This window comes from Dyella sp. (genome assembly GCF_051962475.1).
Taxonomy (GTDB): domain Bacteria; phylum Pseudomonadota; class Gammaproteobacteria; order Xanthomonadales; family Rhodanobacteraceae; genus Dyella_A.
The window spans coordinates 1-25,169 of the sequence record NZ_JBQCCF010000015.1; the positions used below are offsets into that span (position 1 = coordinate 1).

The following is a 25,169-nucleotide window of genomic DNA, read 5'->3' on the forward strand; positions in this document are numbered from 1 at the left end:
CGCGCGCCAGGGAAGTCACGCAGGAACTGCTGCATGTTCTCCACCTGGGCGCCGCGCCAGCCGTAGATCGACTGGTCGTCGTCGCCCACCGCGAACACCTTGCCAACCTGGCCGGCGAGCACCCGGATCCAGGCGTACTGCAGCGCGTTGGTGTCCTGGAACTCGTCGATCAGCAGATGGCGCCAGCGCTGCTGGTAATGCTCCAGCACCGCCGGGTTCCTGAGCCACAGCTCGTGCGCGCGCAGCAGCAGTTCGGCGAAGTCGACCAGGCCGGCGCGGCGGCAAGCGTCCTCGTAGGCCTGGTAGATCTGCACGAAGGTACGGGTGACCGGGTGGTCGTAGTGTTCGATGTTCTGCGGCCGCTTGCCCTCGTCCTTCCAGCTGTTGATCTGCCAGGCGGCCTGGCGCGGCGGAAACTTCGCGTCGTCCAGGCCCAGCCCGGCCACCACGCGCTTGACCAGCCGCTGCTGGTCGTCCGAGTCGAGAATCTGGAAGCCTTCCGGCAAGCCGGCCTCGGCCCAGTGCCGGCGCAGCAGGCGGTGGGCGATGCCGTGGAACGTGCCCACGGTGAGGCCCTGCGTGCTCTGTGGGATCAGCGCGCCGAGCCGCGCGCGCATCTCGCCCGCGGCCTTGTTGGTGAAGGTGACGGCGAGGATCGCCCACGGCGGCACGCGCTCCACTTCGGTGAGCCAGCCGATGCGGTGGGTGAGTCCGCGGGTCTTGCCGGAGCCGGCGCCGGCCAGCACGAGATAGTGGCCGGGCGGGGCGCAGACGGCTTCGCGCTGCGCGTCGTTGAGCGATTCGATCAGGTGGGAAACATCCATCCGCATCATTGTAGCGGCGCGCGGATCGCCCCAACGACGACCGCCGCCCGAAGGCGGCGGTCGAAGGGTGGGCGTCGGGTGAAACTCAGCGCTTGCTGAGGAAGCCGCCGACGGCCAGCACGCCGCCGATTACGATGCCGGCAATGCCGACCCACTGCGGGATCGCCTTGTCGTGCGTGGCGGTGATCTGCGCCGGACCGAGCTTGGCGACGGTATCCGTCTTCTTGTAGCTGCCATTGCCGACGGTGACCCAGATACCGGCGGCGAGCAACACGACACCGATGACGATGAGACCTGCACGCATGGATATTCCTCCTGTGATGGGCGGGTGATCATAGGCGGGAAGAATGTGCACGCAAGGTGCAGGGCCAGTGCGCATGGCGGGCCCGAAGCGTGGGACGAAAACGCAGGACAAAAAAAGCCCCGAAGGCTAGGGGGAACCTTCGGGGCCGGGGGTGGTGAGACGGCCCAGGGGAAGACCGGATCACCGCGATACGGAGGCCCAGGGGAAGGCTCGTATCGTTCGGGTTCTCCCCAGGGAGGTAGGGAACCCGCGGACGCCGTTGCGTGCATCCGAGGATATAGAGCGCGCCGACGGCGGAAAGTTGCCCGCGTTTCCGGAAAGATTTAGCGCCGATTCATTTGACGAAAATCCAACAACTGCGCGGGCTGCGAGACGCTACCGCGCGCCTGTCGTGGCGTCGCAGTCGCACCGCGCGGACGGTCGTCTGCGGCCGCTCAGTGCGCCTCGTCCCAGTTCGCGCCCACGCCCACATCCACCAGCAGCGGCACCTTCAGCTCGGCCGCGCCGCTCATGCGCTGGACGACGCCCGCGCGCACGGCATCGACCGCGTCGGCGCGCACTTCGAACACCAGTTCATCGTGTACCTGCATCAGCATGCGGGCGTCGTCGCGACCGGCCAGCCAGCCGTCCACGGCGATCATCGCGCGCTTGATGATGTCGGCCGCACTGCCCTGCATCGGCGCGTTCACCGCGGCGCGCTCGGCGCCCTGGCGCAGCGCCTGGTTGCGGGCGGTGAGGTTCTCCAGGTACAGGCGGCGGCCGAAGATGGTCTGCACGTAGCCATCGCGATGCGCCTGCGAGCGGGTGGCTTCCATGAACGCGTGCACGCCCGGGTAGCGCGAGAAGTAGCGCGCCATGTAGTCGCTGGCTTCGCCGCGGTCCACGCCCAGCTGCTTGGCCAGGCCGAACGCGCTCATGCCGTACATCAGGCCGAAGTTGATCGCCTTGGCGGCACGGCGCTGGTTGGCGCTGACCTCCTCCGGCGGCAGGCCGAACACCTCCGCCGCGGTGGCCCGATGTACGTCGCCGCCCTCCTGGAACGCCTTGAGCAGGCCTTCGTCACCGGACAGGTGGGCCATGATGCGCAGCTCGATCTGCGAATAGTCCGCCGCCATCACCCGCCAGCCCTCCGGCGCGATGAAGGCCTGGCGGATGCGCCGGCCTTCCTCGGTGCGCACCGGGATGTTCTGCAGGTTCGGGTCGGACGAGGAGATGCGCCCGGTGGCCACCGCGCCCTGGTGGTAGCTGGTGTGCACGCGTCCGGTGCGCGGATTGACCATGCCGGAGAGCTTGTCGGTGTAGGTGGAGCGCAGCTTGGCCAGGCCGCGGTAGTCGAGGATGAGGCGCGGCAGCGCGTGCTCGTCGGCGATCGCCTCCAGTGCCTCTTCGTTGGTGGAGGGCTGGCCGGTGGGTGTCTTCACCTTGGCGGCCAGGCCCAGCTCGTCGAACAGGATCGCCTGCAACTGCTTGGGCGAATCGAGGTTGAACTCGCGCCCGGCCTCGCCGTACGCCTGCTGCTGGATCTCGTGCATCCGCTTGCCCAGCTGTTGGCTCTGCAGGCGCAGCACGTTGGCATCGATCAGCACGCCGCGCTGCTCCATCTTCGCCAGCACCGGCACTAGTGGGATCTCGATCTCTTCGTACACCTTGCGCAGCGCCGGTTCGCTTTCCAGCTTCGGCCACAGCGCGCGGTGCAGGCGCAGGGTGACGTCGGCATCCTCGGCGGCGTAGTCGCGCGCGGTCTCCAGATCCACCTGCGAGAAGGAGATCTGCTTGGCGCCCTTGCCGGCGACCTGCTCGTACTTGATCGTCTCGTAGCCGAGGTACTTCTTTGCCAGCGAGTCCATGTCGTGGCGCGTGGCGGTGGCGTTCCACACGTAGGACTCGAGCATGGAATCGTGCTTGAGCCCCTGCACGGTGATGCCGTACTGGCTCAGCACGTTCATGTCGTACTTGGCGTGCTGGCCGAGCTTGGGTCGCGCGGGGTTTTCCAGAATCGGCTTGAGCGCCGCGAGCGTGGCGGCGCGATCGAGCTGCGCGGGCGCGCCGGGGTAGTCGTGCGCCAGCGGGATGTAGCAGGCGTGGCCGGTCTCCACCGCGAACGAGGCGCCGACGATCTCCGCCTGCATCGCATCCAGGCTGGTGGTTTCGGTGTCGAAGGCGATCAGCTCGGCCTGCTCGAGTTTCGCCAGCCAGGCGTCGAGCCGGGCCGGCGTGGTAATCAGCTCGTACTCGCCTTTGCCGGCCAGTTCGCCGTCGGGGGATTCGGCGGGCGCTGCGGCGGGCGTCGCAGCCGACACCGGGCCAGGTGCTGCCGCAGAAGTCGAACCCGCGCCTGCGGCGCCTTCCAGCTCCTTCAGCGCCTGCTTGAACTCGTAGCGGGTGAACAGCATGCGCAGTGCGTCGATGTCCTTCGCCCGCGGCGCGAGGTCGGTGACGCCCAGGTCCAGTGCCACGTCGGTCTTAATGGTGACCAGATCGCGCGACAGCGGCAGCTGCGGCAAGGCTTCACGCAGGTTCTCGCCGATCTTGCCGCCGACCTTGTCGGCGCTGGCGATGAGGCCGTCCAGCGAGCCGTATTCGGCCAGCCACTTGGCGGCCGTCTTCGGGCCGCACTTGGCCACGCCGGGCACGTTGTCGATGCTGTCGCCGGTGAGGGCGAGGAAATCGATGATCTGCTCCGGCGGCACGCCGAACTTGGCGATCACGCCGTCGCGGTCGGTCACCGTGCTGGTCATGGTGTTGACCAGGGTGACGCCGGGGCGCACCAGCTGGGCGAAATCCTTGTCGCTGGTGGAGATCTCCACCTCGATGCCCTGGCGCTGGGCTTCGAGCGCCAGGGTGCCGATCACGTCGTCCGCTTCCACCCCGTCCACGCGCAGGATCGGAAAGCCCAGTGCGGCGACGATGTCGAGCATCGGCTGCACCTGCGCGCGCAGATCGTCCGGCATCGGCGGGCGGTTCGCCTTGTAGTCGGCGTACATGTCGTTGCGGAAGTTCGGGCCCGACGCGTCGCTGACGAAGGCCATGTAGGTCGGCTGCTCCTTGAGCGTGGCGCGCAGCATGTTGACCACGCCGAACAGCGCGCCGGTGGGCTCGCCTTGCGCGTTGGTCAGCGGCGGCAGCGCGTGGAAGGCGCGGTAGAGGTAGGAGGAACCGTCGATCAGGATGAGCTTGGCCATGCCCGGCATTCTCGCATGGGTGCCTGCGCGCGGCCTGCGTCGGGCGGCGCTTCACCCGGCGCTCAAACAGCGCGCTGCTATGCTGCGCACCTCTCTCCCCGCGTGAGGTTGTGCGCCATGAAAGCCCGCCTGCCCCTGGCCCTCGCCGCCGTGCTGCTGTTTGCCCAGGCGCACGCGCAGGACACTCCTGCCAAGCCCGATCAGCCCGCCTTGCCACCGCCGGGCATGAACGATCCGGGCGTCAAGCCGACCCCCGAGGCGACCCCGGCGCCCAGTGCCACCTCGAGCCAGCCCACGCCCGCCGAAATGACGCCCACGCGCCTGCCGGGCAAGCCGATTCCGCTGCCGCGCCAGCCGGGCGACAAGGGTCCCAGCGAGGCGATTCCGGATGTCCAGGTGCGTCGCGAAGGCGACCAGACCATCCAGGAATATCGACAGAGCGGCCGCCTCTACATGGTGGTGGTGACGCCGAAGAGCGGCGTGCCGCAGACCTACATGGTCGACAACCAGGGCAAGCTGCGCGACGAAGCCGGGCAGCCGCCGGTGCGGCCGGTGATGTACAAGATCATGGAGTGGGGCAAGAGCCCGCCGCCGCAGAAAGATACTTCCGCCGACAAGCCGGCCGACGACGGCAGCGGTTCGCACTAAGGCGCCACCGTGCCGCTGCGCGACAGCTGGCTGCTCTTCGCGTTGGGCTCGGCATTCTTTGCCGCGCTCACCGCGCTGTTTGGCAAGCTGGGCGTGGCCGGGATCAACTCGAACCTGGCCACCTTCATTCGCACGGTGGTGATCCTCGGCGTGACCGCCGCGATCCTCAGCGTGCGCGGGGAGTGGGCCAGGCCGTCCGGCCTGCCCTGGCACAGCTGGCTGTTCCTGGTGCTCTCGGGTATTGCCACCGGATTGAGCTGGCTGTGCTACTACCGCGCGCTGCAACTGGGGCCGGTAAGCAAGGTGGCGCCGATCGACAAGCTCAGCGTGGCGATGGTGATCGTGCTGGGCCTGGTGTTTCTGGGCGAGAAGCCCAACGTGCCGATGCTGGTGGGTGGCGGCCTGATCGTCGCCGGCGCCATGGTGATCGCCCTGTTCTAGCGCTCCCCCAGTAGGAGCCCGCTCGCGGGCGATGCTTCTGCTCCTGATCCACATCAAAGCCCCAAATGGCATCGCCCGCGAGCGGGCTCCTACAGGGGCTGTACGAATGCGCCGTGGGTGCCGCGGAACGTCGCCCGGCGAGCGCAACCTTCAGCCGTCCAGCTCCGGGTAGTGGCGAAAGATGCCCTGTGTGTTGAAGGCCAACCGCCGCGGTGACGCGAGATAGGCGGCGATATTCGGGCGCTGCTCCACTCGGTCGGCCAGCGCGCGCAGATGCGGCAGCTTGCGCGCTTGCCGGCGCATCGCCTTCGGGTAGGCGTATTCGAGCCCGCGCATCAGCTGGAACAGCGACAGGTCGACGTAGGAATACCGGCCTAGCGCGTGGTGCCCACCGGCCGCAGCCAGCTCGCGCTCGAAGTAGCCGAGAAAACGGCCCAGCCGATCGCGGCGGAACGCCTCGGCCCGGCGCGCCGCTTCGCTGCGCTGCTCCTCGTAGTACATCGAGCCGCCCAGCGGATGGTGGCTGTCGTGGATCTCGGTGACGAAGTCCGCGATGGTCAGTTGCCACTGCAGCGCTTCAAGGCGGCGCGTTTCGTTGCTCGGCACCAGCGCCAGCGGGGGGCCGAGGTAGTGCAGGATGTTCGCCACGTGCGCGATCACCCGCCGCCCAGCCTTGAGGAACGGTGGCGCGAAGGGCGTGGCGCCCGGCTTCGTGCCGTCGAGGAACGGCTGCATGGCGCCGTCGCCGTGCACGCGCGCCACATCCACGTAGTCCGCGCCGGCATCTTCCAGCGCCAGGCGCACGAATTCACCGCGGCCCTGAATGCCGGTCCAGTAGAAGAGCTGATAACGCACGTCGGCTGCCTCACAGAAAGTCGCCCCGACGCTAGCGGGCGGCGGCTTAAGCGGGTGTGTTCACCGCTGTGCTCAGGCGCGCGCGAGCACGGCGACGTGCACGTCCGTGCGCCAGGCGAAGCCGAGCTGCTCGTAGAGCCGGATCGCCGAGGTGTTGTCGCGCCAGGCGTGCAGGAAGGCGACATCGCCGCGCAGGGCGATGCGGGCGGCGACGTGCTGCGACAACCGTCGCGCCAGCCCGCGGCCGCGGAAATCCGGATGCGTGCACACGCCGCTGACTTCGGTCCAGCCGGGGAAGCGGAAGCGTTCGCCGGCCATCGCCGCGAGGCGACCGTCGATGCGGATGCCTACGAAGCGGCCCATGCGATGCGTGCGGGCGAGAAACGGGCCGGGCTGGGTGAGCGTGGCCAGCGCCAGCATCTCCGCTGCGTCGTCGTCGCCCAGCGGCACGATGCCGCTCTCGTCCTCGCCCATGGCCAGCGGCTGCTCGGCCACCATCTGCACGCCCCACGCCTGCTTCACGGCGACCAGGCCGGGCGGCACCGTGATGGCCGGCACCTGCAGCTGGTAGACCTGCTCGCTCGGGCCGACCAGCGCGGTGAGTGCGGCGAGCGCCTCGTCGCTGTCATCGCGTGCCGAGGCGAACAGGTTCACGTCAGGAAGGTAACGCCGCGCCAGCGCGTCGCCCAGCGACAGTGCTTCGTGCGCCGTCGACAGGCTGGACCAGATCGGGCGGTCGAGCGGATGCACGGCGCCGCGGCGATCAGTGGCGGAAGTGACGCATGCCGGTGAACACCATCGCCATGCCGTGCTCGTCGGCGGCGGCGATGACTTCCGCGTCGCGCATCGAGCCGCCCGGCTGGATCACCGCGCTGATGCCGGCGGCGGCCGCCGCGTCGATGCCGTCGCGAAACGGGAAGAACGCGTCCGACGCCATCACCGAGCCGCGCACTTCCAGCTTCTCGTCGGCCGCCTTGATGCCGGCGATCTTGGCGCTGTACACGCGGCTCATCTGGCCGGCGCCGATGCCGATGGTCTGGCGGTTCTTCGCGTAGACGATGGCGTTGGACTTGACAAACTTGGCCACTTTCCAGGCGAAGATCAGGTCGTCGATCTGCTGCGGCGTCGGCACCACCTGGGTAACGACTTTCAGATCCTCGGCCTTGACCATGCCGGTATCGGCGGTCTGGATGAGCAGGCCCGAACCGACGCGCTTGACGTTGTTGCCGGGGTGCGCGGCGACCAGGTCGGTGCCCGGCGGCACCGGGATCTCCAGCACACGCACATTGCCCTTCTTGGCGAAGGCCTTGAGCGCGTCGTCGCTGTAGGACGGCGCCAGCACCACCTCGACGAACTGGCGCGCCACGATCGCCTGCGCGGTGGTGCCGTCGCACTCGCGGTTGAACGCGATGATGCCGCCGAAGGCCGAGGTCGGGTCGGTCTGGTAGGCCAGGTCATACGCCTTGCCGATGCCGTCCAGGCTCACCGCCACGCCGCAGGGATTGGCGTGCTTGACGATCACGCAGGCCGGCTTGGTGAAGCTGCGCACGCATTCCCATGCGGCGTCGGCGTCGGCAATGTTGTTGAACGACAGCTCCTTGCCCTGCAGCTGCTTGAACGTGGCCAGCGTGCCGGTGTGCGGATAGAGGTCGCGGTAGAACGCGGCGCTCTGGTGCGGGTTCTCGCCGTAGCGCAGGTCCATCACCTTGACGAAGCGACCGTTGCTTTGCGCCGGGAAGGCCTCGTGGCCGGCGATCGCCTCGTGCGCCTCGTCGAGCTTGAGGCCCGAGAGGTAGTCGCTGATCGCGCCGTCGTAGTTGGCCACGTTGTTGAACGCGGCGACGGAGAGCTTGAAGCGGGTGGTGCGAGTCAGGCCGCCGTGCTGCTCGATCTCGGCGATCGCCTCGGCGTATTGCGCCGGATCGGTGAGCACGCCGACGTCGTTCCAGTTCTTCGCCGCCGAGCGCAGCATCGCCGGGCCACCGATGTCGATGTTTTCGATCGCCTGCTCCAGCGTGCAGTCCGGCTTGGCCACGGTGGCCTCGAACGGATACAGGTTCAGCACCAGTAGGTCGATCGGCGCGATGCCCAGTTCGGCCATCACCGCGTCGTCGGTACCGCGGCGGCCGAGCAGGGCGCCGTGCACTTTGGGGTGCAGCGTCTTCACGCGGCCGTCCATGATCTCGGGGAAGCCGGTGACCTCGCTGACGTCGGTCACCGCGATGCCGGCCTCGCGCAGCGCCTTGGCGGTGCCGCCGGTGGACAGCAACTGCACGCCGGCCGCGGCGAGGCGCTTGCCCAGGTCGAGCAGCCCGGTCTTGTCGGAGACGCTGAGTAGGGCGCGACGGACGGGCGTGACGGCAGGGGCGGACATGGCGGTTTCCAGGGGATGAAAGCGCGCGATTATAGCCCACTGCGGGCGCAGGCCCGGCCGGGCGTATGGACGGCCAAATGAAAAAGGCCCTCGCGGGCCTTCATCGATGCCGAGCGGTGGCACGTGCTTTCAGAGCATGCCGTGCTGGGACAGCTTCTTGCGCAGCGTGGCGCGGTTGATGCCCAACGCGGTGGCGGCGCGGCTCTGGTTGCCCTCGTGGAACGCCATGACCTCGCGCAGCAGCGGGCCTTCCACTTCGCGGATCACCAGTGCATGCAGCCCTTCGGCGCACTCGGTGTCGCCGATGTCAGCCAGATAGCGGCGCACAGTGCGACTGACGCACTCGCTCAGCGCGCTCTGCGACGAGGACTCCCGGCTGGCCTCGTGGACAGGCAGTCTGACGGCGTTCACTGACATATCCCTTACGTCCTGAGGCGGCGACTGCATCGGTCGCCGCGCTGGTTATGAAGGTCGCCGCGTCGGCGGCATGCATCGATGGCCGGCAGGCCGGATGCGCGAAGGGAGCGAGTGTACCCCCGCTGCCTCATAAAATTAAGTGCGCGCGGCGCTTGACTATTCGAAGCCGAACTCGAACGCCACCGCCTTGTTGCCGGGATCCTCCACCTCCAGCACCAGGGCCGTGACGGCGCCCGGCGCCATGCCGGCGCGCAGGCTTTCGCTGTCGTCCAGGTACTCGGACGGGCGCAGGCGGCGCATCGCCACACGGTGGCCCTGGGCGTCGGCCAGCACCAGGCTGACCACGGGATACGGTTGGGCGAAGGGGGCGTCGTTGCGCAGCGTGGCGCTGATCATCAACGCGCCGCGCACGTCCGGATGCGCTTCCACATCGCGCGCGATCAAGTGCAGTTGGCCGACGCTGGGTACCAGCGGCAAGCGGCAGCCGAGCGTGGCGCACGCCTCGCGCAGCCAGCGGCCGGTGACGGGATCGGCCAGCAGCGGATCGCGTTGGGCCCACGCCACCTGCGCGCCGAGCAGGATCGTCAGCAGCAGGCAGACCGTCACCCACGGCCAGCGCCGCTCGCCCGAAGGCGTGCGGGCGGCGCGCTCGCGGCGTTTCTGCTTGCGCTGCCCGCGCGCGAAACGCGGAGTGAAGACGAGGTGGCTGAAATCGTCGGTGGCGGAGTCGCCGTCAGCGTCGCTGCCAAGTACGGCGACGGTGGTCGGCTCCGGGCGGGGGCGATACACCGCCAGCTCCAGTCGCGGCGCCGGGCCCCGCACCACGGCGGCCGTCAGGCGCGTGAACGGCTCCGGCGGCAGCTGCGAGGCCAGGCAGGCGAGCGCATCGAACGCCTGATCGCAGTGACCGCACTGCACGAGTCCGCTCGCCGTCGCCAGCGCGTCGGCATCGAGCGAGAACACGGTGAGGCAGTCAGGGCACTGGGTATACATGAGGACTTGGGATCGCAGGTTGCGGCAAGCCTAGTGGAGCGACGCGGACAATTCATCCGCGCGCCACCTGCCACGCGAAACGCGTCTCAGCGGCGGCGGCCGCTGATGCGCACCCAGTCTTCGCGCTTGTCCACGCGCAGCTCGTCGAACCATTCGCCGTATCGTACGAGCAGCTCGTCCTGCTGGCCGTCGAGAATGCCGGAGATGGCGAACGGCGCGCCGGCCTTGGCCGCGGCGGCGAAGGTGGGCGCCAGCTCGCCGAGCGGGCCGGCGAGGATATTGGCCACGAACACATCGGCGGGGGCGCCGTCGAAATCCTGCGGCAGGAACACCGCCAGCCGATCGGCCACGGCGTTGCGCTCAGCGTTGTCGATCGAGGCGGTGAGCGCCTGCGGATCGTTGTCGACGCCCACCGCACTGGCCGCGCCGAGCTTGAGCGCGGCGATGGCGAGGATGCCCGAGCCGCAACCGAAGTCGGTCACCGATTTGCCGACGAGGTCCAGCCCGTCCAGCCACTCCAGGCACAGCGCGGTGGTGGGATGGGTGCCGCTGCCGAAGGCCAGGCCGGGGTCCAGTCGCACTACTACGAGATCCTCGTCGGCGGGCGGCTCGATGTTCCACGGATAGATCCATAACCGCCGGCCGAACGGCATCGGCTGGAACTGGTCCATCCACGCGCGCTCCCAGTCCTGGTCTTCCACCTCCGCAAACGCCAGTTGCGCCGGCTCCAGCCAGGGCAGCAGGTCGCCCAGGGCCTCGGTGAGGCCGCGGCGATCGGCGTCGGCGTCGAACAGCGCGTTGAGCGTGATCGTCGGCCACAGCGGCAGCTCGCCCACGCCTGGCTCGAAGATCGCCTGCTCATCGGGCGTCTCCGCATCCGCGTCGCGCAGGGTAATGGAGAGCGCGCCGAGCTCTTCCAGCGCGTCTTCCACGCTGGGCTGCTGCTCGGCGCGGACAGTGAGGGAGAGTTCGAGGAAGGGCATAGGGCGAAGAGAAGTGAGGGGTGAGGGGTGACAGGACTGCGTGGCGGCGAGGAAGAAAAAGAGGCAGGGCGATTGCACCTGCCTCCGAGCGTTCCGCTGCCCGCGACCGGATCAGTGATCCGCGGGCGGATGGCCCTTCTGCTCGGCCATGCGCTTTTCCAGGTAGTGGATGTTCTGGCCACCCTGCTGGAAGCCGACATCGGCCATGATGCGCTGCTGCAGCGGGATGTTGCACTTGACCCCTTCGATCACCGTTTCGGCCAGCGCCAGGCGCATGCGCGCGATGGCGGTGGCGCGGTCCGGGCCGTGCACGATCAGCTTGCCGATCATCGAGTCGTAGTTCGGCGGGATGCGGTAGCCGTCGTACAGGTGGGTGTCCACGCGCACGCCGGGGCCACCCGGCGCCTCGAAGCGCTTCACCGTGCCGGGCGAGGGCAGGAAGTTGTCCGGGTCCTCGGCGTTGATGCGGCACTCAATGGCATGGCCGGTGATCTTGATGTCTTCCTGGCGAATCGACAGCTTCTCGCCACCGGCGATCAGCAGCTGCTCGCGCACCAGATCCACGCCGGTGATCCACTCGGTCACCGGGTGCTCGACCTGGATGCGGGTGTTCATCTCGATGAAGTAGAAGCGGCCGTTCTCGAACAGGAACTCGAACGTGCCGGCGCCGCGATAGCCGATGCGGATGCAGGCATCCACGCAGACCTTGCCGATCTCTGCGCGCAGCTCGGGCGTGATGCCCGGGGCCGGGGCTTCCTCGACCACCTTCTGGTGGCGGCGCTGCATCGAACAGTCGCGCTCGCCCAGGTGGATCGCGTTGCCCTGGCCGTCGGCCAGCACCTGGATCTCCACGTGGCGCGGGTTCTCCAGGAATTTCTCCATGTACACCATGTCGTTGCCGAAGGCCGCCTTGGCTTCCTGCTTGGTCATGGTGATGGCGTTACCCAGGTGCGCCTCGGTGCGCACCACGCGCATGCCACGACCGCCGCCGCCGCCGGCGGCCTTGATGATCACCGGGTAGCCGATCTCGCGGGCAATCTTGATGTTGGTGTCCACGTCATCGCCCAGCGGCCCGCCGGAGCCGGGTACGCACGGCACGCCGGCGGCCTTCATCGCCTTGATCGCCTCGACCTTGTCGCCCATCAGGCGGATCACGTCGGCGGTCGGGCCGATGAAGATGAAGCCGGACTGCTCGACCTGCTCAGCGAAGTCCGCGCGCTCGGACAAGAAGCCGTAGCCCGGGTGGATCGCCTGGGCGTCGGTGATCTCCGCCGCCGCGATGATGCGCGGGATGTTGAGGTAGCTGTCGGTCGAGGGCGCCGGGCCGATGCAGATCGCCTCGTCGGCCAGGCCCACGTGCTTGAGGTTGCGGTCGGCTGTGGAATGCACTGCCACGGTCTTGATGCCAAGGCTGTGGCAGGCGCGCAGCACGCGCAGCGCGATCTCGCCGCGGTTGGCAATGACGACTTTTTCTAGCATGGGAATGGGTTCCGCCGGATCAGGCAATGACGAACATGGGCTGGTCGAATTCCACCGGCTGGCCGTTCTCGACCAGGATGGCCTTGACCGTGCCAGCCACGTCGGCCTCGATCTGGTTGAACATCTTCATCGCCTCGATGATGCCCAGCGTCTCGCCCGCCTTGACCTGCTGGCCGACCTTCACGAACGCCGCGGCGCCCGGGGTGGAGGAGGCGTAGAAGGTGCCGACCATCGGCGCCTTCACCACGTGGCCCTCGGGCAGCGCATCGGCGGCCGGCGCCTCGGTGGCGGGAGCGGCGACCGGCGCGGCAGCCACCGGAGCCGGCGCCACCGCGACCGGAGCGGGCGCGGCCGCGACGGCGACGCCGCCCTTGGGCACGCGCGACAGGCGAACGACTTCCTCGCCTTCCTTGATCTCCAGCTCGGCGAGGTTGGACTCCTCAAGGAGGTCGATGAGTTTCTTGATCTTGCGCAGGTCCATGGGACAAACCTTCTTGCAGGGTTACCGCCCGTGGGCGGCCGGAAGGGGTGCTGCCGGTATGCGACCGGCTAGCGGATGGGGGCGTCGGGCCGGGCCAGGCGGCGGATCGCCGCGTCCAGTGCGAGCCGGTAGCTGTCGCTGCCGAAGCCGCCGATCACGCCCACGGCGATGTCCGCCAGGTACGAATGCCGGCGAAACGGCTCGCGGGCGTGCACGTTGGACAGGTGCACTTCGATGAACGGAATCGCCACCGCGGCCAGCGCGTCGCGCAGGGCGATGCTGGTGTGGGTGAACGCGCCGGGGTTGAATACGATCATTGCCGTCTGGTCGTCGCGCGCCTGATGGATGCGCCCGATCAGCTCGTGCTCGGCGTTGGACTGGTACCAGCTCAGCTCATGGCCGGCGGCCTGCGCCTGCTCGGCCAGCGCGCCGTTGATGTCGGCCAGCGTCTCGCGGCCGTAGATGTCCGGCTCGCGCACACCCAGCAGATTGAGGTTGGGGCCATGCAGGGCCAGGATCTTCGCCATGCGACTGCCTTCGCGGAGGCCGGACGGGTCCGGAAGCGGTGCAGTGTGCTAGCCCAGCTCCGGCTTGTCCAGTTCGGCGCAGATCGACGATGTTTGACGGAGAAGTCCCCGTTAAACCGTGCGCAGACGTATGTGGTTGCCTGGGCTCAGTCCACCGGGCCATCGGACAGCCAGCGATTGAGCGTGGCCGCGTCCAGCGGACCGCGGTGGGTGGCGAGCAGCCGGCCATCCGCATCGAGCAGCGCGCTGTACGGCAGCACCTCGGCGGTATCGCCCAGTTGCAGCGAGGTGCTGGGCGAATCGAGTCGTCCCAGCAGCAATGGGTAATTCACCGGGTGGGCAGCGAGGAAGGCGCGCACGCGGGCCGGCTCGTCCATCGCGATGCCCAGCACCGTGGCCTGGGGATGGGCGCGGGCGGCGCGGTCCAGCGCCGGCATCTCGTCCAGGCATGGCCCGCACCAGCTGGCCCAGAAGTTCAGTAGCACGCGTTGCCCGCGGTAGTCGGCAAGCCGGTGCGCGCGGCCATCCAGATCGCTGAGCGGCACGTCGGGCACCACCGCACCCAGGCTGGCCACCGTCACGCCGGCTGGCACGTGGGCGAGGCGGCTGCGATGTTGCAGCCAGCCGCCGAGCGCGGCGGCGAGCATGGCCACCAGCAGGATCATCCAGGTCGATCGGTTGAACATCAGCGGCTGGCCTCGGTGAGGGCGCGTTCGACGAGACCGCGCGTGAGCACCGTCGGCAACTGCCTGCCTTCACCGCCGCCCTTGGGAAACACCACGTACAGCGGTACGCCGGGCGAGTGATACTGCTGCAGGAAGGCGGCGATGGTGGGGTTCACGTCGGTCCAGTCGCCCTTCATGTAGACCGCGCCGGTTTTCGCCAGCAGGGCGCGGAAAGCGTCGGTGTCGAGCACCGCGTGTTCGTTGGCCTTGCAGGTGACGCACCAGTCGGCGGTCATGTCGACGAACACCGGCGTGCCGGCCTGGCGCAGCTCGGCCAGCTTCCGCGGGCTGTAGGCGACGACGCCCTCAGCCGCAGCGTCGGCACGCGTGGGCGCGGGCACCTGGGTCAGGTAATACAGCGGCACCGCCACGAGCACCGCCAGCGCCAGCACCAGCGCGCGGCTCAGCGCGCCGCGGCTGCGGCTGCGCTCGAACCACCACAGCGCCATCGCCAGCACGACCATCGCCACCAGCAGCAGGCCGATCGCGTCGGCGCCGCGCTGGTGCGCCAGCACCCAGGCCAGCCACACCGCGGTGAGATACATCGGGAACGCCAGCACCTGCTTGAGCGTCTCCATCCAGCGCCCCGGCCGCGGCAGTCGCCGTGCCAGCGAGGGTACGAAGCCCACCAGCAGGAACGGCAGAGCGAGGCCGACGCCCAGCATCAGGAACACCGCCAGCGCCGCGGTGATCGGCGCGGCAAACGCATAGGCCAGCGCGCTACCCATGAACGGCGCCGTGCAAGGGCTCGCGACAACCACCGCCAGCACGCCGGTGAAGAAGTCACCGGCCGGGCCGGTGCGGTTGGCCAGCGAGGCGCCGGTGTTGCCCAGCGTGGCACCGAACTGCACCACGCCGGACATCGACAAGCCCACCGCGAACATCACGCAGGCCAGCACCGCCACCACCAGCGGCTGCTGCAGCTGGGCGCCCCAGCCCAGCGCGTGGCCGGCGGCGCGCAGGCTGACGATCACGCCACCCACCACCGCGAAGCTCGCCAGTACGCCGGCTGTGTAAAGCAGCGCGTGGCGGCGCGCGCGCGCCGGGCTTTCGCCGCTCTCCAGCACGCTGACCGCCTTGATCGACAGCACCGGCAGCACGCAGGGCATCAGGTTGAGGATCAGGCCGCCGCCGAACGCCAGCAGCAGCGCCAGCAGCAGGCCGGTCTCCGGTGCGCCAGCGGTGCGGTCGCTGACGGTGGCGACGCTGCCGGTGGCTGCGCCGGCGGGCAGGTCGATCTGCAGCGTGCGGGTCATCACCGGATAGCAGATGCCGCCCTCCTGGCAGCCCTGGAACGCGGCCTGCACGGCGAGCTGGCGGCGCCCGTGCAGATCGCCAGCGATGCCGACGGGCACCTCCACCTGGTCGTAGTACACGGTGACCTGGCCGAAGTGTTCGTCTTCATGCGCCGTGCCGGCGGGCCACGCGGGCACCAGCTTCAGCGCGGGCGCGTCGGGCACGCTCAGCGCGGTCTGGTCGCGGTAGAGGTAATAGCCCTTGGCCATCGTCCAGCGCAGCAGCAGGCGATCGGGCGCGGTGGCCAGCGCCTCGACGCGGAACGCCCGCTCCGCCGGCAGCGCCGCGGAGCTCGCGCCCAGCGCGTTGCCGGCGTCGATCGCCCGCAGCGCCGTGCCGAAATCCTGGCCCGGCGTGGCTGCGCCGGCGGCTGCTGCGGGCAAGGCCAGATCCAGCTTTTCGGTGTGCGGCGGATAGCAGATCTTCGGGTCCACCTCGTGGCAGCCCTGGTACAGCACCGAGAGGGTCAGCCGCGCGGTGCCGGCGGCCACGGTGTAGGGAATCTGCGCGTCGATGCCGTGGTGATACGTCTCCACGTCGCCCAGGTATTCGTCGTGGTGCTTCTCGCCGTCGGGCAGCTGCGCCTCACCCAGCGTGACGCCCTCACCGGCAGTGAACTTCATGCGGCCGCGATAGAGGTAGTAATCCGGCGCGATGTCCCAGTGCAGCTTGAGCATGCCGGGCTGGCTGGCGTCGGCGCTGAGCTTGTAGGCCTCGGTGACGGGCAGCAGATCCTGGGTGGACTGGGCGTACGCCGAAGCGCCCGCGAGCAGGCCGATGAGGGCGAGCAGCAGGCGGGCGGCGAGCCGTCCGAAAAGCGAAGAAGGCATCACGACTCCAGGCGTGGGGCCCGCGGGGACGGGCAGGCCGACATTATGAATGAGGGGTGGAGGCAGGTGCCGCGGCGTGGGCGCGCACCCAGTCCAGGTACGGGGCGTGACCATCGGTCACCGGGAGCGCGATGAGTTCGGGCAGCTCGTACGGGTGCAGCGCCAGCAGCCGCTCGCGCAGGGCGGGGAAGCGGTCGGCAGCGGTCTTGATCACCAGCAGCACTTCCTCATCGGTGTGCACGTTGCCTTGCCAGCGGTAGGTGGAGCGCACGCCCGGCAGCTGGTTGACGCAGGCGGCGAGCGACTCGCGTACCAGCGTGCCGGCGATCGACCCGGCCGTGGCGGAATCGGGGCAGGTGCTCAGGCAGACCAGGATGTCGTGGGGCATGGCGGCGGAATCGGTGGGAAGCGGCCAGCCTAGCAAGCGCGGCCGGCGGATCATCGTGTCCATTCGCTCTTGATAACCGGCGGTTACGGCCCAACTTCGCACGCACCCCCACCGAACGCTTGCACAGGCAAGGTGCGGCGCTAAAATTGGCACTCACCGACCGTGAGTGCTAACAATGCGCCGGTCCGGGACCCTTTTTCGTCAACCATCCATTGAGCTGGAGCCACCCATGAGCAAACTGCGTCCGCTGCACGATCGCGTCATCGTCAAGCGCCTGGAAGAGGAGCGCGTCTCCGCCGGCGGCATCGTGATCCCCGATAGCGCCACCGAGAAGCCGACCCGCGGCAAGGTGATCGCCGCCGGTACCGGCCGTATCCTGGAAGACGGCAACGTCCGCCCGATGTCGCTGAAGGAAGGCGATGTGGTGCTGTTCGGCAAGTACGCCGGCCAGGAAATCAAGATCGACGGCGAAGAGCTGGTCTTCCTGAAGGAAGACGACATCGTGGCTGTGATTGAGGGTTGATTCGTTGGAGCTTAGGGCTGATCGGCCGAGCGCGGATCAAAAGCGCGCACGCCAGTCGCCTTCGGCTCCTTCTGGTTGCACCTCGCAAGAAAGTCCCATTCCTATTCAAAATTTTTGAGGCAAAAATTTATGGCAGCTAAAGAAGTCCGCTTCGGCGAAGACGCCCGCTCGCGCATCCTCAAGGGCGTGAACACCCTGGCCAACGCGGTCAAGGTCACCTTAGGTCCCAAGGGCCGCAACGTCGTGCTCGAGAAGAGCTTCGGCGCCCCCACGATCACCAAGGACGGCGTGTCCGTCGCCAAGGAAATCGAGCTCTCGGACAAGTACGAGAACATCGGCGCCCAGATCGTCAAGGAAGCCGCTTCCAAGACCTCCGACGTGGCTGGTGACGGCACCACCACCGCCACCGTGCTGGCGCAGGCGTTCATCCAGGAAGGCCTCAAGGCCGTGGCCGCCGGCATCAACCCGATGGATCTCAAGCGCGGCATCGACAAGGCCGTGCACGCCGCCGTCGGCGAGCTGAAGAAGCTGTCCAAGCCCACCGCTGACGACAAGGCGATCGCCCAGGTCGGCACCATCTCGGCCAACTCCGATTCCAACATCGGCGACATCATCGCCACCGCGATGAAGAAGGTCGGCAAGGAAGGCGTGATCACCGTCGAGGAAGGCTCGGGCCTGGAGAACGAGCTCGACGTGGTCGAGGGCATGCAGTTCGATCGCGGCTACCTGTCGCCGTACTTCATCAACAACCAGCAGAGCCAGCAGGTGGAGATGGACGACCCGTTCATCCTGATCCACGACAAGAAGGTCTCCAACGTGCGCGAGCTGCTGCCCGTGCTGGAGGCCGTCGCCAAGGCCGGCAAGCCGCTGGTGATCGTCGCCGAGGAAGTGGAAGGCGAGGCGCTGGCCACGCTGGTGGTCAACACGATCCGCGGCATCGTCAAGGTCGCAGCCGTCAAGGCGCCGGGCTTCGGTGACCGTCGCAAGGCGATCCTGGAAGACATCGCGATCCTCACCAATGGCCAAGTCATTTCCGAGGAAGTGGGCCTGTCGCTGGAGAAGGCCACGATCAACGATCTGGGCCGCGCCAAGCGCGTGGTGATCACCAAGGAAAACACCACCATCATCGACGGTGCCGGCGAAGCCGAGCGCATCCAGTCGCGCATCGGCCAGATCAAGGCGCAGATCGAGGAGACCTCCTCCGACTACGACCGCGAGAAGCTGCAGGAGCGCGTGGCCAAGCTGGCCGGCGGCGTGGCAGTGATCAAGGTCGGTGCCGCCACCGAAGTCGAGATGAAGGAAAAGAAGGCCCGCGTCGAAGACGCCCTGCACGCCACGCGTGCGGCGGTGGAAGAGGGCGTGGTGCCGGGCGGTGGCGTGGCGCTGATCCGCGCGCTGAAGGCCGTCGAAGGCCTGAAGGGCGACAACCACGAGCAGGACCTGGGTATCGCGATCACTCGTCGCGCGCTCGAGGCGCCGCTGCGCGCGATCGTCGCCAACGCCGGCGAAGAGCCGTCGGTGGTGCTGAACCGAGTTAAGGAAGGCACCGGCAACTTCGGCTACAACGCCGCCACCGGTGAGTTCGGCGACATGGTCGAGATGGGCATCCTGGATCCGACCAAGGTGACCCGCTCGGCCCTGCAGCACGCCTCCTCGGTCGCCGGCCTGGCGATCACCACCGAAGCGATGGTGGTGGAAGTGCCGAAGAAGGACGAAGGCCACGGTGCCGCTGGCGGTATGGGCGGTGGCATGGGCGGTATGGGCGGCATGGACTTCTAAGTCCCGCACCACCGTTTGCGTCCCATGAAAAACCCCGCTTCGGCGGGGTTTTTCTTTGCTGGTGCTCGTGAGGTGGCGATGCTACGCGGCAGGTCATCGGCAGGCGCGATTCGCTCACCCAAGTTGGAGGATGGTGGCGAGACACCGACCACCCGATCGGCTCAACAGCGGGCGCAGCCAGCGCCCGGCCGCAGGAGGAACTGGCGCCGTGCCGCTGTCAGTGCGTGGCGCCGGCGCCCAGGTGCGGATCGGCCTGCGGCTCGTGCTCCGGGGCGTCCACCTGATGAGCGATGGGGCGGGCATCGGGCGGCAGCAGTGCGTTGAGTTTCCCGTCCAGGCGCAGCTGGGACACGCTGGCCATGTCGCGATCGGTGCGGGCGAGGTCGGCATCCGGTGCCGGCTCAGGGGCGTCCGGTGCGTGGGTCAGCGGAGCCAGTTCCGGGCCCACCAGCCGGGTCAGCGCGAAATAGCTGTCATCGTGGATGCCGGCGGCCTGCAGCAGCAGGCCGGGCAGCATCCACGATGCCACGGCGGTGCGCTCCGGCTTGGCTGCCTTGCGCGGATCGACCAGCAGCCAGGTGCCCGGTTCGTTCAACATGTCGCCGCCGTCGACGAAACCGGCCGTCTGGAACGTATGGGTGAGCGCGGGCAGGTGGTCGCCGTAGAACAGCAGCAGGGTCGGGCGCTCGCGCTTGGCGAGCACGTCCGCCAGGCGCCCCAGTTCTTGGTCGGCGTGGCGGATGTGGTACAGGTAATTCTGCAGCTCCAGCTTGTCTTTGCCAGTGATGCCTTCAGGCACCGGCATCGCGTCGCGCTCGGCGGCATCGGCAGGCTTCGTGTCGTACGGACCGTGCGCCTCGATGCTGATCGCGAACAGGAACTGTGGCGGGCCGCTGTCCTTGAGCTGGGTGAGGATCTCGTCGGTCATGCCGCGATCGGCCATGTACTGGCCGTCGTTGGCGGTGCCGGCGGGAAACGCCGATTGCGAGACGAACCGGTCGAAGCCGATCGCCTTGAACGCGCTGGTGCGGTTCCAGAACGAAGGATCGTTGCCGTGGATCGCCACCGTCTCGTAGCCGTTCGAACGCAGCGTACGCACAAGGCCTGGCACCACCTTTGCGTTGAGCTGCAGGTAGGGGAACTGCAGGTTCTGGAAGTAGCGCAGCGACAAGCCGGTGAGCACCTCGAACTCGGTGCGGATAGTGCCGCCGCCGAAGGTCGGAACGTGCAGTGCACCGCTGATGCCATGTTTGGCGAGGCGGTCCAGGTTCGGTGTGATCTGCGCGTGCTGGTAGCCGTTGAGGATGCGCGGGTCAAAGAACGATTCGCTCTGGATCACCACGATGTCGGGTAGGCCGTCGCTGGCCACGGCGCCGGTTGCCATCTGCTGGCGCAGCGTGTCGTCGGCGCGACTGAGCAGCTCGCGCGCGGCGGCGTGGTCCGGCTTGCGCGCGCCGTGTCCGTATTGCAGGCGGTACATCAGCAGCGAGCTGAGCAGGCCGGAGTGGGTGGCGGTGGACGTAGCCGACCAAGGCTCCAGCCACAGCGTGCGGCCGTTGTAGAGCCGCGCCCACGGCATCGTTCCCGCGAGTAGCGTCACCAGGGCGATCAGCAAGGCGGTACCGGCCAGCAGCCGAGGCGCACGTGGACGCTCCGGCAGCAGGCGCGGCTCGCGGCGCCACAGGGCGACGATCAGGACGATCATCACCAGCATCGCCAGATAGGGCCACGGGCTGTGCGGCAGGTAGGCCCCCAGTAGATGCGTACCGCCCTTGTTGAGCTGGCCAACCATCTGGAAATCGGCCGGAATCAGCGGTGTGCCGAGGTTGACCATCTTGAGGTGGTTGACCGCGTACACGGTGCCTTCGGCGGCGAAGGCCAGCCCGAACGAGAGCATCGCGCGGCGCGTGAACGCCAGCAGCGCGCCGGCCAGCAGCAACCCGGGCAGGGCGTTGGCGAGCACGTAGACCGGCTGGTCGAACAGGCGCTGCGGCGCCACGCCGACGCCGCCATCGATCAGCCCGGTGAGCAATGCGAAGGCCAACGCCATCAAGGCGAGCAATAGCGTGCCCTGCCAGGGGCGGCGCAGCGAGCTGGAGGCGGTGAAGGCAGCGGCCATAGCGTCGAAAGGGTTGTCACGGAACAGACGCGCGAGAGTAATCGCGCGGACATGAACCCCGCATGGGGCGCCAGTCACGCATGCGTGAGGTCGCCGGGCGGCCACCGCCCCAGCTCGCCTGCGGCACAATGCCGGGATGACGACGCCCGAATCGCCCGCCTTGCGGGCCTTGATCGACGACCGCTACGCCCAGCTCACCGCCGCCTGCCGTACCGCCGGGGTCGCCGTGCAGGACGACGCGGGCGTGGCCGAGCGCATTCGCCGCACGCTGCTGGCCAGCGACTTCGCGTTCGAGGTGTGGCGCAGCCAGCCGCAGTTGCTGGGGCCGGCCGGGCTGGAGCGGCTGCGTTCGCCGGCCGATGCCGCTTCGCGCGCCGACAGCATGCGGCTGCCGGAGGACGAGATCGAAACGCTCGCGCTGCTGCGCCGGTTCCGCCGCGCTGAGGCACTGCGGCTAGTGTTTCGCGACGTCAACGGGCTGGACGATCTGTCGGCCACGCTGTCGGACACCAGCGTGCTCTACGAGGTGCTGCTGGAGCAGGCGCTGGCCTGGTGCGAACGCCAGCTTGCGGCCCGCTACGGTCACCCGAGCGGCGCGGACGGCAGTGCGCAGCGGCTGGTGGTGGTCGGCTTCGGCAAGCTCGGTGGCAGCGAGCTGAATTTCTCCTCCGACATCGACCTGGTGCTGGCCTACCCGCAGTCCGGCCGAAGCGACGGCGCGCGCAGCCTGGACAACAGCGAGTACTTCGTTCGGCTGGTGCGCCAGCTGGTGCGATTGCTGAACGAGCCGACGCTGGACGGCATCTGTGCGCGGGTCGACCTGCGCCTGCGCCCGTTCGGCACCGCCGGCCGCCTGGCGCTGCCGTTTGCCGCGATGGAGCAGTACTACCAGAGCGAAGGCCGCGACTGGGAGCGCTACGCCTGGATCAAGGCGCGCCCGGTGGCCGGCGATCGCGTGGCCGGCAAGCAACTGCAGGAGTTGCTGCGCCCGTTCGTCTACCGCAAATATCTCGATTACACCGCCTTTGCCGGCCTGCGCGAGATGAAGGCGCTGATCGACGCGGAGGTGGCCCGGAAGGACTTGGCCGACAATCTCAAGCTCGGCCCCGGCGGCATCCGCGAGATCGAATTCATCGTGCAGCTGACCCAGCTGATCCGCGGCGGCCGCGAGCCTTCGTTGCGTGTGCGTGGCCTGCTGCCGGCGCTGACCGCGTGCGAGGCGCGTGGGCATATTCCCGCCGCACGCGCGCGGGCCCTGCGCGAGGCTTACGCCTGCCTGCGCCGGGTGGAGAACCGCGTGCAGATGCTGCGCGATGCGCAGACCCACGACATTCCCGAGGACGAGCTCAGCCGCGAGCGCATCGCCCGCGGCCTGGGTCATCCGGACTGGGCGGCGCTGGCGGCCGAGCTGGCGCGTCACCGGGCGGTGGTCAGCGAGGAATTCGCCGCGGTGCTGATGCCACAGGGTGGTCGCGCGGCCGCCGTGCCGGTGGCTGACACCGCGCTGTGGCAGGCGGCCTGTGTCGGCACGCTGGAGGCGGCGGAACTGGAAGCCTCCGGTTTCGTGCCTGGTGGCGCAGCGGCCGATGCCTTGCTCAAGCTGCCGCAGGCGGCCAATGTGCGTGCCATGTCGCCGGGCTCGCGCGAGCGACTGGACCGGGTGATGCCGCAGTTGCTGATCGCCGCGCGCCAGACCGCCGCCCCGGTGGCCTGCCTGCTGCGTCTGTGTCAGTTGGTACAGGCAGTGGCGCGTCGCTCTTCCTATCTCGCGTTGCTGGAGGAGCAGCCGGCGGCGCGGCGGCGTCTGGCCCGGCTGTTCGCCGACAGGGCCTTTCTCGCCGAGCGGGTGATCGCCCAGCCGCTGCTGCTGGACGACGTGCTCGATCCCCGCATCGATCAACTGCCGCTCAAGCGCGCCGACATCAGCGCCGAGATCACCCGCGTACTGGGCACGCTGGACGAACGCGAGGCGGAGGCCGAGCTCGAACGGATCAACGAATTCAAGGCCAGCGTGGCGTTCCGGCTGGGGCTGGCGTTCAACGACGGCCGCGCGGATGCGGTGTCCACCGCGCGACGTCTGGCTGCGCTGGCCGAGTCGGTGGTGGTGGCGGTCACCGCGCTGGCCGAGCGCGAGCTGGCGGTGCAGCACGGTCGCCTGCCGGGCGAAGGCTCGGGCTTCGCGGTCCTCGGCTACGGCAGCCTAGGCGGCGAGGAGCTTGGCTTCGCGTCGGATCTGGATCTGGTGTTCGTCTACGACAGCCGTCGCGCCGCCGCGATGAGCGACGGCGCGCGCCCGCTGGAGGGCTCGCGCTGGTACCAGCGCCTGGCTCAGCGCGTGATGAACTGGCTCACCGTGCTCACCCGCGCCGGTCGCCTGTATGAAGTGGACACGCGGCTGCGCCCGGACGGTTCCAAGGGCCTGCTGGTATCGAGCTTCGACGCTTTCGCCGCCTACCAGCGCGGGCGCGCTTGGACCTGGGAACACCAGGCGCTGCTGCGCGCGCGCGCGGTGGCCGGCGATCCGGCGCTGCATGCGGAGCTGGCCGCGCTGCGGCGCGAGATCCTCGGCGTGTCGCGCGACCGCGCCGCGGTACTGGCCGAGGTGTCCAGCATGCGCAAGCGCTGGCGTGCCGAGCGCGACCGCTCCGACGACAGCCGCTTCGATCTCAAGCAGGGCCAGGGCGGCCTGCTCGATATCGAATTTGCTCTGCAGGGACTGGTGCTGGCCTCGGCCGCGGCGCATCCGGCGCTGCTCGACGTCACCGGCAACGCCGGCCTGATCGACGCCTGCCGAGCGGCCGGCCTGCTCGACGAGGCGCAGGCTGGAACGTTCGCCCGTGGGCACGCCGACCTGTTGCAGCGCGCGCTCACCTGCACGCTGGACCTGCGCTCGCGCATCGGCGCGCGGGACACCACGCTGGCCGTGCTGGTCGACGCGGTGCGGGCGGTGACCGACGCGCTGGGCTTCGATTTCTACGGTTGAGTGTTGGCTGCGATCGCGATGCGTTCTCGCACCTGGGCCACCAGCATGGCCGTCTCGCGCAGGGGCGGCGGCGCGGCCGCCGCGATGTCGTCGCCGCGCAGATAACCCGCTTCGCGCAGGGCGTGATGGAAGCGCGCGATGCGCGGCGGCAGGGGCGCGGTGAGCACGGTCTCGACCGGGCAGCCCACGCCGCACGCTTCGCTGAGCATGTTGACCGAATCGGGCGTGACCACCAGCCGGTCGGCCCAGCCCAGCACGCCGGGGTAGGGGTTGGGGCCGTCGGTGGCGTCGCGCCAGAAGACGCCGGGGATATCGTCCAGCTGTCCGCGCAGCAGTTCGCTCAGCGCTGCGGGGGTGCGCCGCGACGCCACCACCATCAGGCTGCCGCCATTGCGTTGATGCAGCGTCCGCAACCGACGCTCCAGCACCTCGGCGTAGCGCGCATCCAGCGCGATGCCCTTGCGTGGACCGCCCAGCAGCACGCCCGTGCGTGGCTGCGGCAAGCTCTCCAGCCAGGCGAAAGCCTGGCGCGCATCGGCCAGCCAGGTCTCGTCGATCGGATGCAGCGAGCCCAGCGGAGTGAGCACGTTGGCGCCGTGCAGGCCGTCGTGGCACGGAGCGATGACGGTGTCCCAGTGTGCCGGGTCGATGCGCGGATCGAGGATCTGCACCGTGTGGCAGGCGCCGCCGGACAGCGGCCGCAGCAGGCGGGTGAACAACGCCGCGGCGCGGCCGCAGCCGACCGCCACGCGCGGCCACGGCGGCGCGAACAACTCGCGTTGCGCCGGCGGCAGCGCCAGCCGGCCGCCGGCCAGCAGGCGCGGGGCGAGCCAAGACCACGGGGCCCGCGGCTCTAGCACCAGGTGTCGTACCGGCAGGCCCAGCGCGCCGGCGAGCGCCAGCGCCTGGCGCTGATTGCCCGCGGCCTCGTCGGTGATCGCCCAGCATTCGTCGGCCGCTCTCAGCATGGAGGCGTGATCGCGATTGTTTCTCGAATCTGCACAGTTCGTTTCACCAG

General features: G+C 68.9%; 22 protein-coding genes. 5 read left to right on the forward strand and 17 right to left on the reverse strand.

Annotation, left to right across the window (positions count from 1 at the left end):
• The 3 genes from ACTHJF_RS02425 to polA all read right to left on the reverse strand — a co-directional run.
• Window positions 1-824, reverse strand: an 824-nt coding sequence (locus ACTHJF_RS02425) for a UvrD-helicase domain-containing protein (protein WP_440265676.1), incomplete at its 3' end; no start/stop codon positions are given.
• A gap of 85 nt (window positions 825-909) precedes the next feature.
• Window positions 910-1,128 (reverse strand): hypothetical protein, encoded by a 219-nt coding sequence (locus ACTHJF_RS02430; protein ID WP_431635507.1) that lies wholly within the window; start codon window positions 1,126-1,128, stop codon window positions 910-912.
• Between the two features lie 434 nt (window positions 1,129-1,562).
• Window positions 1,563-4,310 carry a DNA polymerase I gene (gene polA / locus ACTHJF_RS02435; protein ID WP_440265677.1) on the reverse strand — a complete coding sequence of 916 codons (2,748 nt, stop codon included), beginning with the start codon at window positions 4,308-4,310 and terminating at the stop codon, window positions 1,563-1,565.
• A 117-nt stretch (window positions 4,311-4,427) separates the two neighbouring features.
• On the opposite strand from polA, the gene ACTHJF_RS02440 reads away from it, so the two are divergent.
• The gene (locus tag ACTHJF_RS02440) at window positions 4,428-4,958 is read left to right on the forward strand and encodes a DUF2782 domain-containing protein (protein WP_440265678.1); all 531 of its coding nucleotides are present in this window, start codon (window positions 4,428-4,430) and stop codon (window positions 4,956-4,958) included.
• Window positions 4,959-4,967: 9 nt separating this feature from the next.
• Entirely contained in the window at window positions 4,968-5,399 is a 432-nt protein-coding gene (locus tag ACTHJF_RS02445) for an EamA family transporter (RefSeq protein ID WP_440265679.1), read from the forward strand.
• Window positions 5,400-5,549: 150 nt separating this feature from the next.
• Here the strand turns inward: ACTHJF_RS02445 and ACTHJF_RS02450 are convergent, their stop codons facing one another.
• From ACTHJF_RS02450 to cutA, 12 genes are all read right to left on the reverse strand, one after another.
• Window positions 5,550-6,254 (reverse strand): glutathione S-transferase, encoded by a 705-nt coding sequence (locus ACTHJF_RS02450; RefSeq protein WP_440265680.1) that lies wholly within the window; start codon window positions 6,252-6,254, stop codon window positions 5,550-5,552.
• 72 nt (window positions 6,255-6,326) lie between these two features.
• Entirely contained in the window at window positions 6,327-7,004 is a 678-nt protein-coding gene (locus tag ACTHJF_RS02455; protein ID WP_440265681.1) for a GNAT family N-acetyltransferase, read from the reverse strand.
• A gap of 13 nt (window positions 7,005-7,017) precedes the next feature.
• On the reverse strand, window positions 7,018-8,628 hold the full coding sequence (gene purH, locus ACTHJF_RS02460) for a bifunctional phosphoribosylaminoimidazolecarboxamide formyltransferase/IMP cyclohydrolase (RefSeq protein ID WP_440265682.1): 1,611 nt from the start codon (window positions 8,626-8,628) through the stop codon (window positions 7,018-7,020).
• A 129-nt stretch (window positions 8,629-8,757) separates the two neighbouring features.
• Window positions 8,758-9,045 (reverse strand): helix-turn-helix domain-containing protein, encoded by a 288-nt coding sequence (locus ACTHJF_RS02465; protein WP_431635517.1) that lies wholly within the window; start codon window positions 9,043-9,045, stop codon window positions 8,758-8,760.
• 156 nt (window positions 9,046-9,201) lie between these two features.
• Entirely contained in the window at window positions 9,202-10,038 is an 837-nt protein-coding gene (locus tag ACTHJF_RS02470) for a zinc-ribbon and DUF3426 domain-containing protein (RefSeq protein WP_440265683.1), read from the reverse strand.
• 86 nt (window positions 10,039-10,124) lie between these two features.
• On the reverse strand, window positions 10,125-11,021 hold the full coding sequence (gene prmA / locus ACTHJF_RS02475; protein ID WP_440265684.1) for a 50S ribosomal protein L11 methyltransferase: 897 nt from the start codon (window positions 11,019-11,021) through the stop codon (window positions 10,125-10,127).
• Window positions 11,022-11,132: 111 nt separating this feature from the next.
• Window positions 11,133-12,500, reverse strand: coding sequence for an acetyl-CoA carboxylase biotin carboxylase subunit (gene accC / locus ACTHJF_RS02480; RefSeq protein ID WP_431635521.1), 1,368 nt, complete (start codon window positions 12,498-12,500; stop codon window positions 11,133-11,135).
• Between the two features lie 19 nt (window positions 12,501-12,519).
• Window positions 12,520-12,981, reverse strand: coding sequence for an acetyl-CoA carboxylase biotin carboxyl carrier protein (gene accB, locus ACTHJF_RS02485; protein ID WP_440265685.1), 462 nt, complete (start codon window positions 12,979-12,981; stop codon window positions 12,520-12,522).
• Between the two features lie 68 nt (window positions 12,982-13,049).
• Window positions 13,050-13,508, reverse strand: a complete 459-nt coding sequence (gene aroQ, locus ACTHJF_RS02490; RefSeq protein WP_431635524.1) for a type II 3-dehydroquinate dehydratase — start codon at window positions 13,506-13,508, stop codon at window positions 13,050-13,052.
• A 146-nt stretch (window positions 13,509-13,654) separates the two neighbouring features.
• Window positions 13,655-14,194 (reverse strand): TlpA family protein disulfide reductase, encoded by a 540-nt coding sequence (locus tag ACTHJF_RS02495; RefSeq protein ID WP_440265686.1) that lies wholly within the window; start codon window positions 14,192-14,194, stop codon window positions 13,655-13,657.
• Complete coding sequence (locus ACTHJF_RS02500) at window positions 14,194-16,359, reverse strand: protein-disulfide reductase DsbD family protein (protein ID WP_440265687.1); 2,166 nt, start codon at window positions 16,357-16,359, stop codon at window positions 14,194-14,196. The genes ACTHJF_RS02495 and ACTHJF_RS02500 overlap by 1 nt, the downstream gene beginning before the upstream one ends.
• A 43-nt stretch (window positions 16,360-16,402) precedes the next feature.
• Window positions 16,403-16,747 (reverse strand): divalent-cation tolerance protein CutA, encoded by a 345-nt coding sequence (cutA, locus tag ACTHJF_RS02505; RefSeq protein ID WP_440265688.1) that lies wholly within the window; start codon window positions 16,745-16,747, stop codon window positions 16,403-16,405.
• Window positions 16,748-16,976: 229 nt separating this feature from the next.
• Here cutA and groES point away from each other — a divergent pair, with 229 nt between their 5' ends.
• A complete protein-coding gene (gene groES, locus ACTHJF_RS02510) occupies window positions 16,977-17,270 on the forward strand; it encodes a co-chaperone GroES (RefSeq protein ID WP_049623107.1) in 294 nt (97 codons plus the stop codon).
• Between the two features lie 129 nt (window positions 17,271-17,399).
• Window positions 17,400-19,049, forward strand: a complete 1,650-nt coding sequence (groL, locus tag ACTHJF_RS02515) for a chaperonin GroEL (RefSeq protein ID WP_431635532.1) — start codon at window positions 17,400-17,402, stop codon at window positions 19,047-19,049.
• Window positions 19,050-19,266: 217 nt separating this feature from the next.
• Here the strand turns inward: groL and ACTHJF_RS02520 are convergent, their stop codons facing one another.
• Window positions 19,267-21,168 carry an LTA synthase family protein gene (locus ACTHJF_RS02520; protein WP_440265689.1) on the reverse strand — a complete coding sequence of 634 codons (1,902 nt, stop codon included), beginning with the start codon at window positions 21,166-21,168 and terminating at the stop codon, window positions 19,267-19,269.
• 136 nt (window positions 21,169-21,304) lie between these two features.
• Here ACTHJF_RS02520 and glnE point away from each other — a divergent pair, with 136 nt between their 5' ends.
• Window positions 21,305-24,151, forward strand: coding sequence for a bifunctional [glutamate--ammonia ligase]-adenylyl-L-tyrosine phosphorylase/[glutamate--ammonia-ligase] adenylyltransferase (gene glnE, locus ACTHJF_RS02525; protein ID WP_440265690.1), 2,847 nt, complete (start codon window positions 21,305-21,307; stop codon window positions 24,149-24,151).
• On the opposite strand, the gene ACTHJF_RS02530 is transcribed toward glnE, so the two are convergent.
• Complete coding sequence (locus ACTHJF_RS02530; protein WP_440265691.1) at window positions 24,142-25,119, reverse strand: mitochondrial fission ELM1 family protein; 978 nt, start codon at window positions 25,117-25,119, stop codon at window positions 24,142-24,144. The two genes, glnE and ACTHJF_RS02530, sit on opposite strands and share 10 nt — an antisense overlap.
• Window positions 25,120-25,169 lie beyond the last annotated feature (50 nt).

What these genes read in the sequence shown, in the direction of transcription:
- ACTHJF_RS02430 (WP_431635507.1), bottom strand. Translation starts at nt 1,128, where the DNA reads ATGCGTGCAGGTCTCATCGTCATCGGTGTCGTGTTGCTCGCCGCCGGT.
- polA (WP_440265677.1), bottom strand. Translation starts at nt 4,310, where the DNA reads ATGGCCAAGCTCATCCTGATCGACGGTTCCTCCTACCTCTACCGCGCC.
- ACTHJF_RS02440 (WP_440265678.1), top strand. Translation starts at nt 4,428, where the DNA reads ATGAAAGCCCGCCTGCCCCTGGCCCTCGCCGCCGTGCTGCTGTTTGCC.
- purH (WP_440265682.1), bottom strand. Translation starts at nt 8,628, where the DNA reads ATGTCCGCCCCTGCCGTCACGCCCGTCCGTCGCGCCCTACTCAGCGTC.
- ACTHJF_RS02465 (WP_431635517.1), bottom strand. Translation starts at nt 9,045, where the DNA reads ATGTCAGTGAACGCCGTCAGACTGCCTGTCCACGAGGCCAGCCGGGAG.
- ACTHJF_RS02470 (WP_440265683.1), bottom strand. Translation starts at nt 10,038, where the DNA reads ATGTATACCCAGTGCCCTGACTGCCTCACCGTGTTCTCGCTCGATGCC.
- prmA (WP_440265684.1), bottom strand. Translation starts at nt 11,021, where the DNA reads ATGCCCTTCCTCGAACTCTCCCTCACTGTCCGCGCCGAGCAGCAGCCC.
- accC (WP_431635521.1), bottom strand. Translation starts at nt 12,500, where the DNA reads ATGCTAGAAAAAGTCGTCATTGCCAACCGCGGCGAGATCGCGCTGCGC.
- accB (WP_440265685.1), bottom strand. Translation starts at nt 12,981, where the DNA reads ATGGACCTGCGCAAGATCAAGAAACTCATCGACCTCCTTGAGGAGTCC.
- aroQ (WP_431635524.1), bottom strand. Translation starts at nt 13,508, where the DNA reads ATGGCGAAGATCCTGGCCCTGCATGGCCCCAACCTCAATCTGCTGGGT.
- ACTHJF_RS02495 (WP_440265686.1), bottom strand. Translation starts at nt 14,194, where the DNA reads ATGTTCAACCGATCGACCTGGATGATCCTGCTGGTGGCCATGCTCGCC.
- ACTHJF_RS02500 (WP_440265687.1), bottom strand. Translation starts at nt 16,359, where the DNA reads ATGCCTTCTTCGCTTTTCGGACGGCTCGCCGCCCGCCTGCTGCTCGCC.
- cutA (WP_440265688.1), bottom strand. Translation starts at nt 16,747, where the DNA reads ATGCCCCACGACATCCTGGTCTGCCTGAGCACCTGCCCCGATTCCGCC.
- groES (WP_049623107.1), top strand. Translation starts at nt 16,977, where the DNA reads ATGAGCAAACTGCGTCCGCTGCACGATCGCGTCATCGTCAAGCGCCTG.
- groL (WP_431635532.1), top strand. Translation starts at nt 17,400, where the DNA reads ATGGCAGCTAAAGAAGTCCGCTTCGGCGAAGACGCCCGCTCGCGCATC.
- ACTHJF_RS02520 (WP_440265689.1), bottom strand. Translation starts at nt 21,168, where the DNA reads ATGGCCGCTGCCTTCACCGCCTCCAGCTCGCTGCGCCGCCCCTGGCAG.
- glnE (WP_440265690.1), top strand. Translation starts at nt 21,305, where the DNA reads ATGACGACGCCCGAATCGCCCGCCTTGCGGGCCTTGATCGACGACCGC.
- ACTHJF_RS02530 (WP_440265691.1), bottom strand. Translation starts at nt 25,119, where the DNA reads ATGCTGAGAGCGGCCGACGAATGCTGGGCGATCACCGACGAGGCCGCG.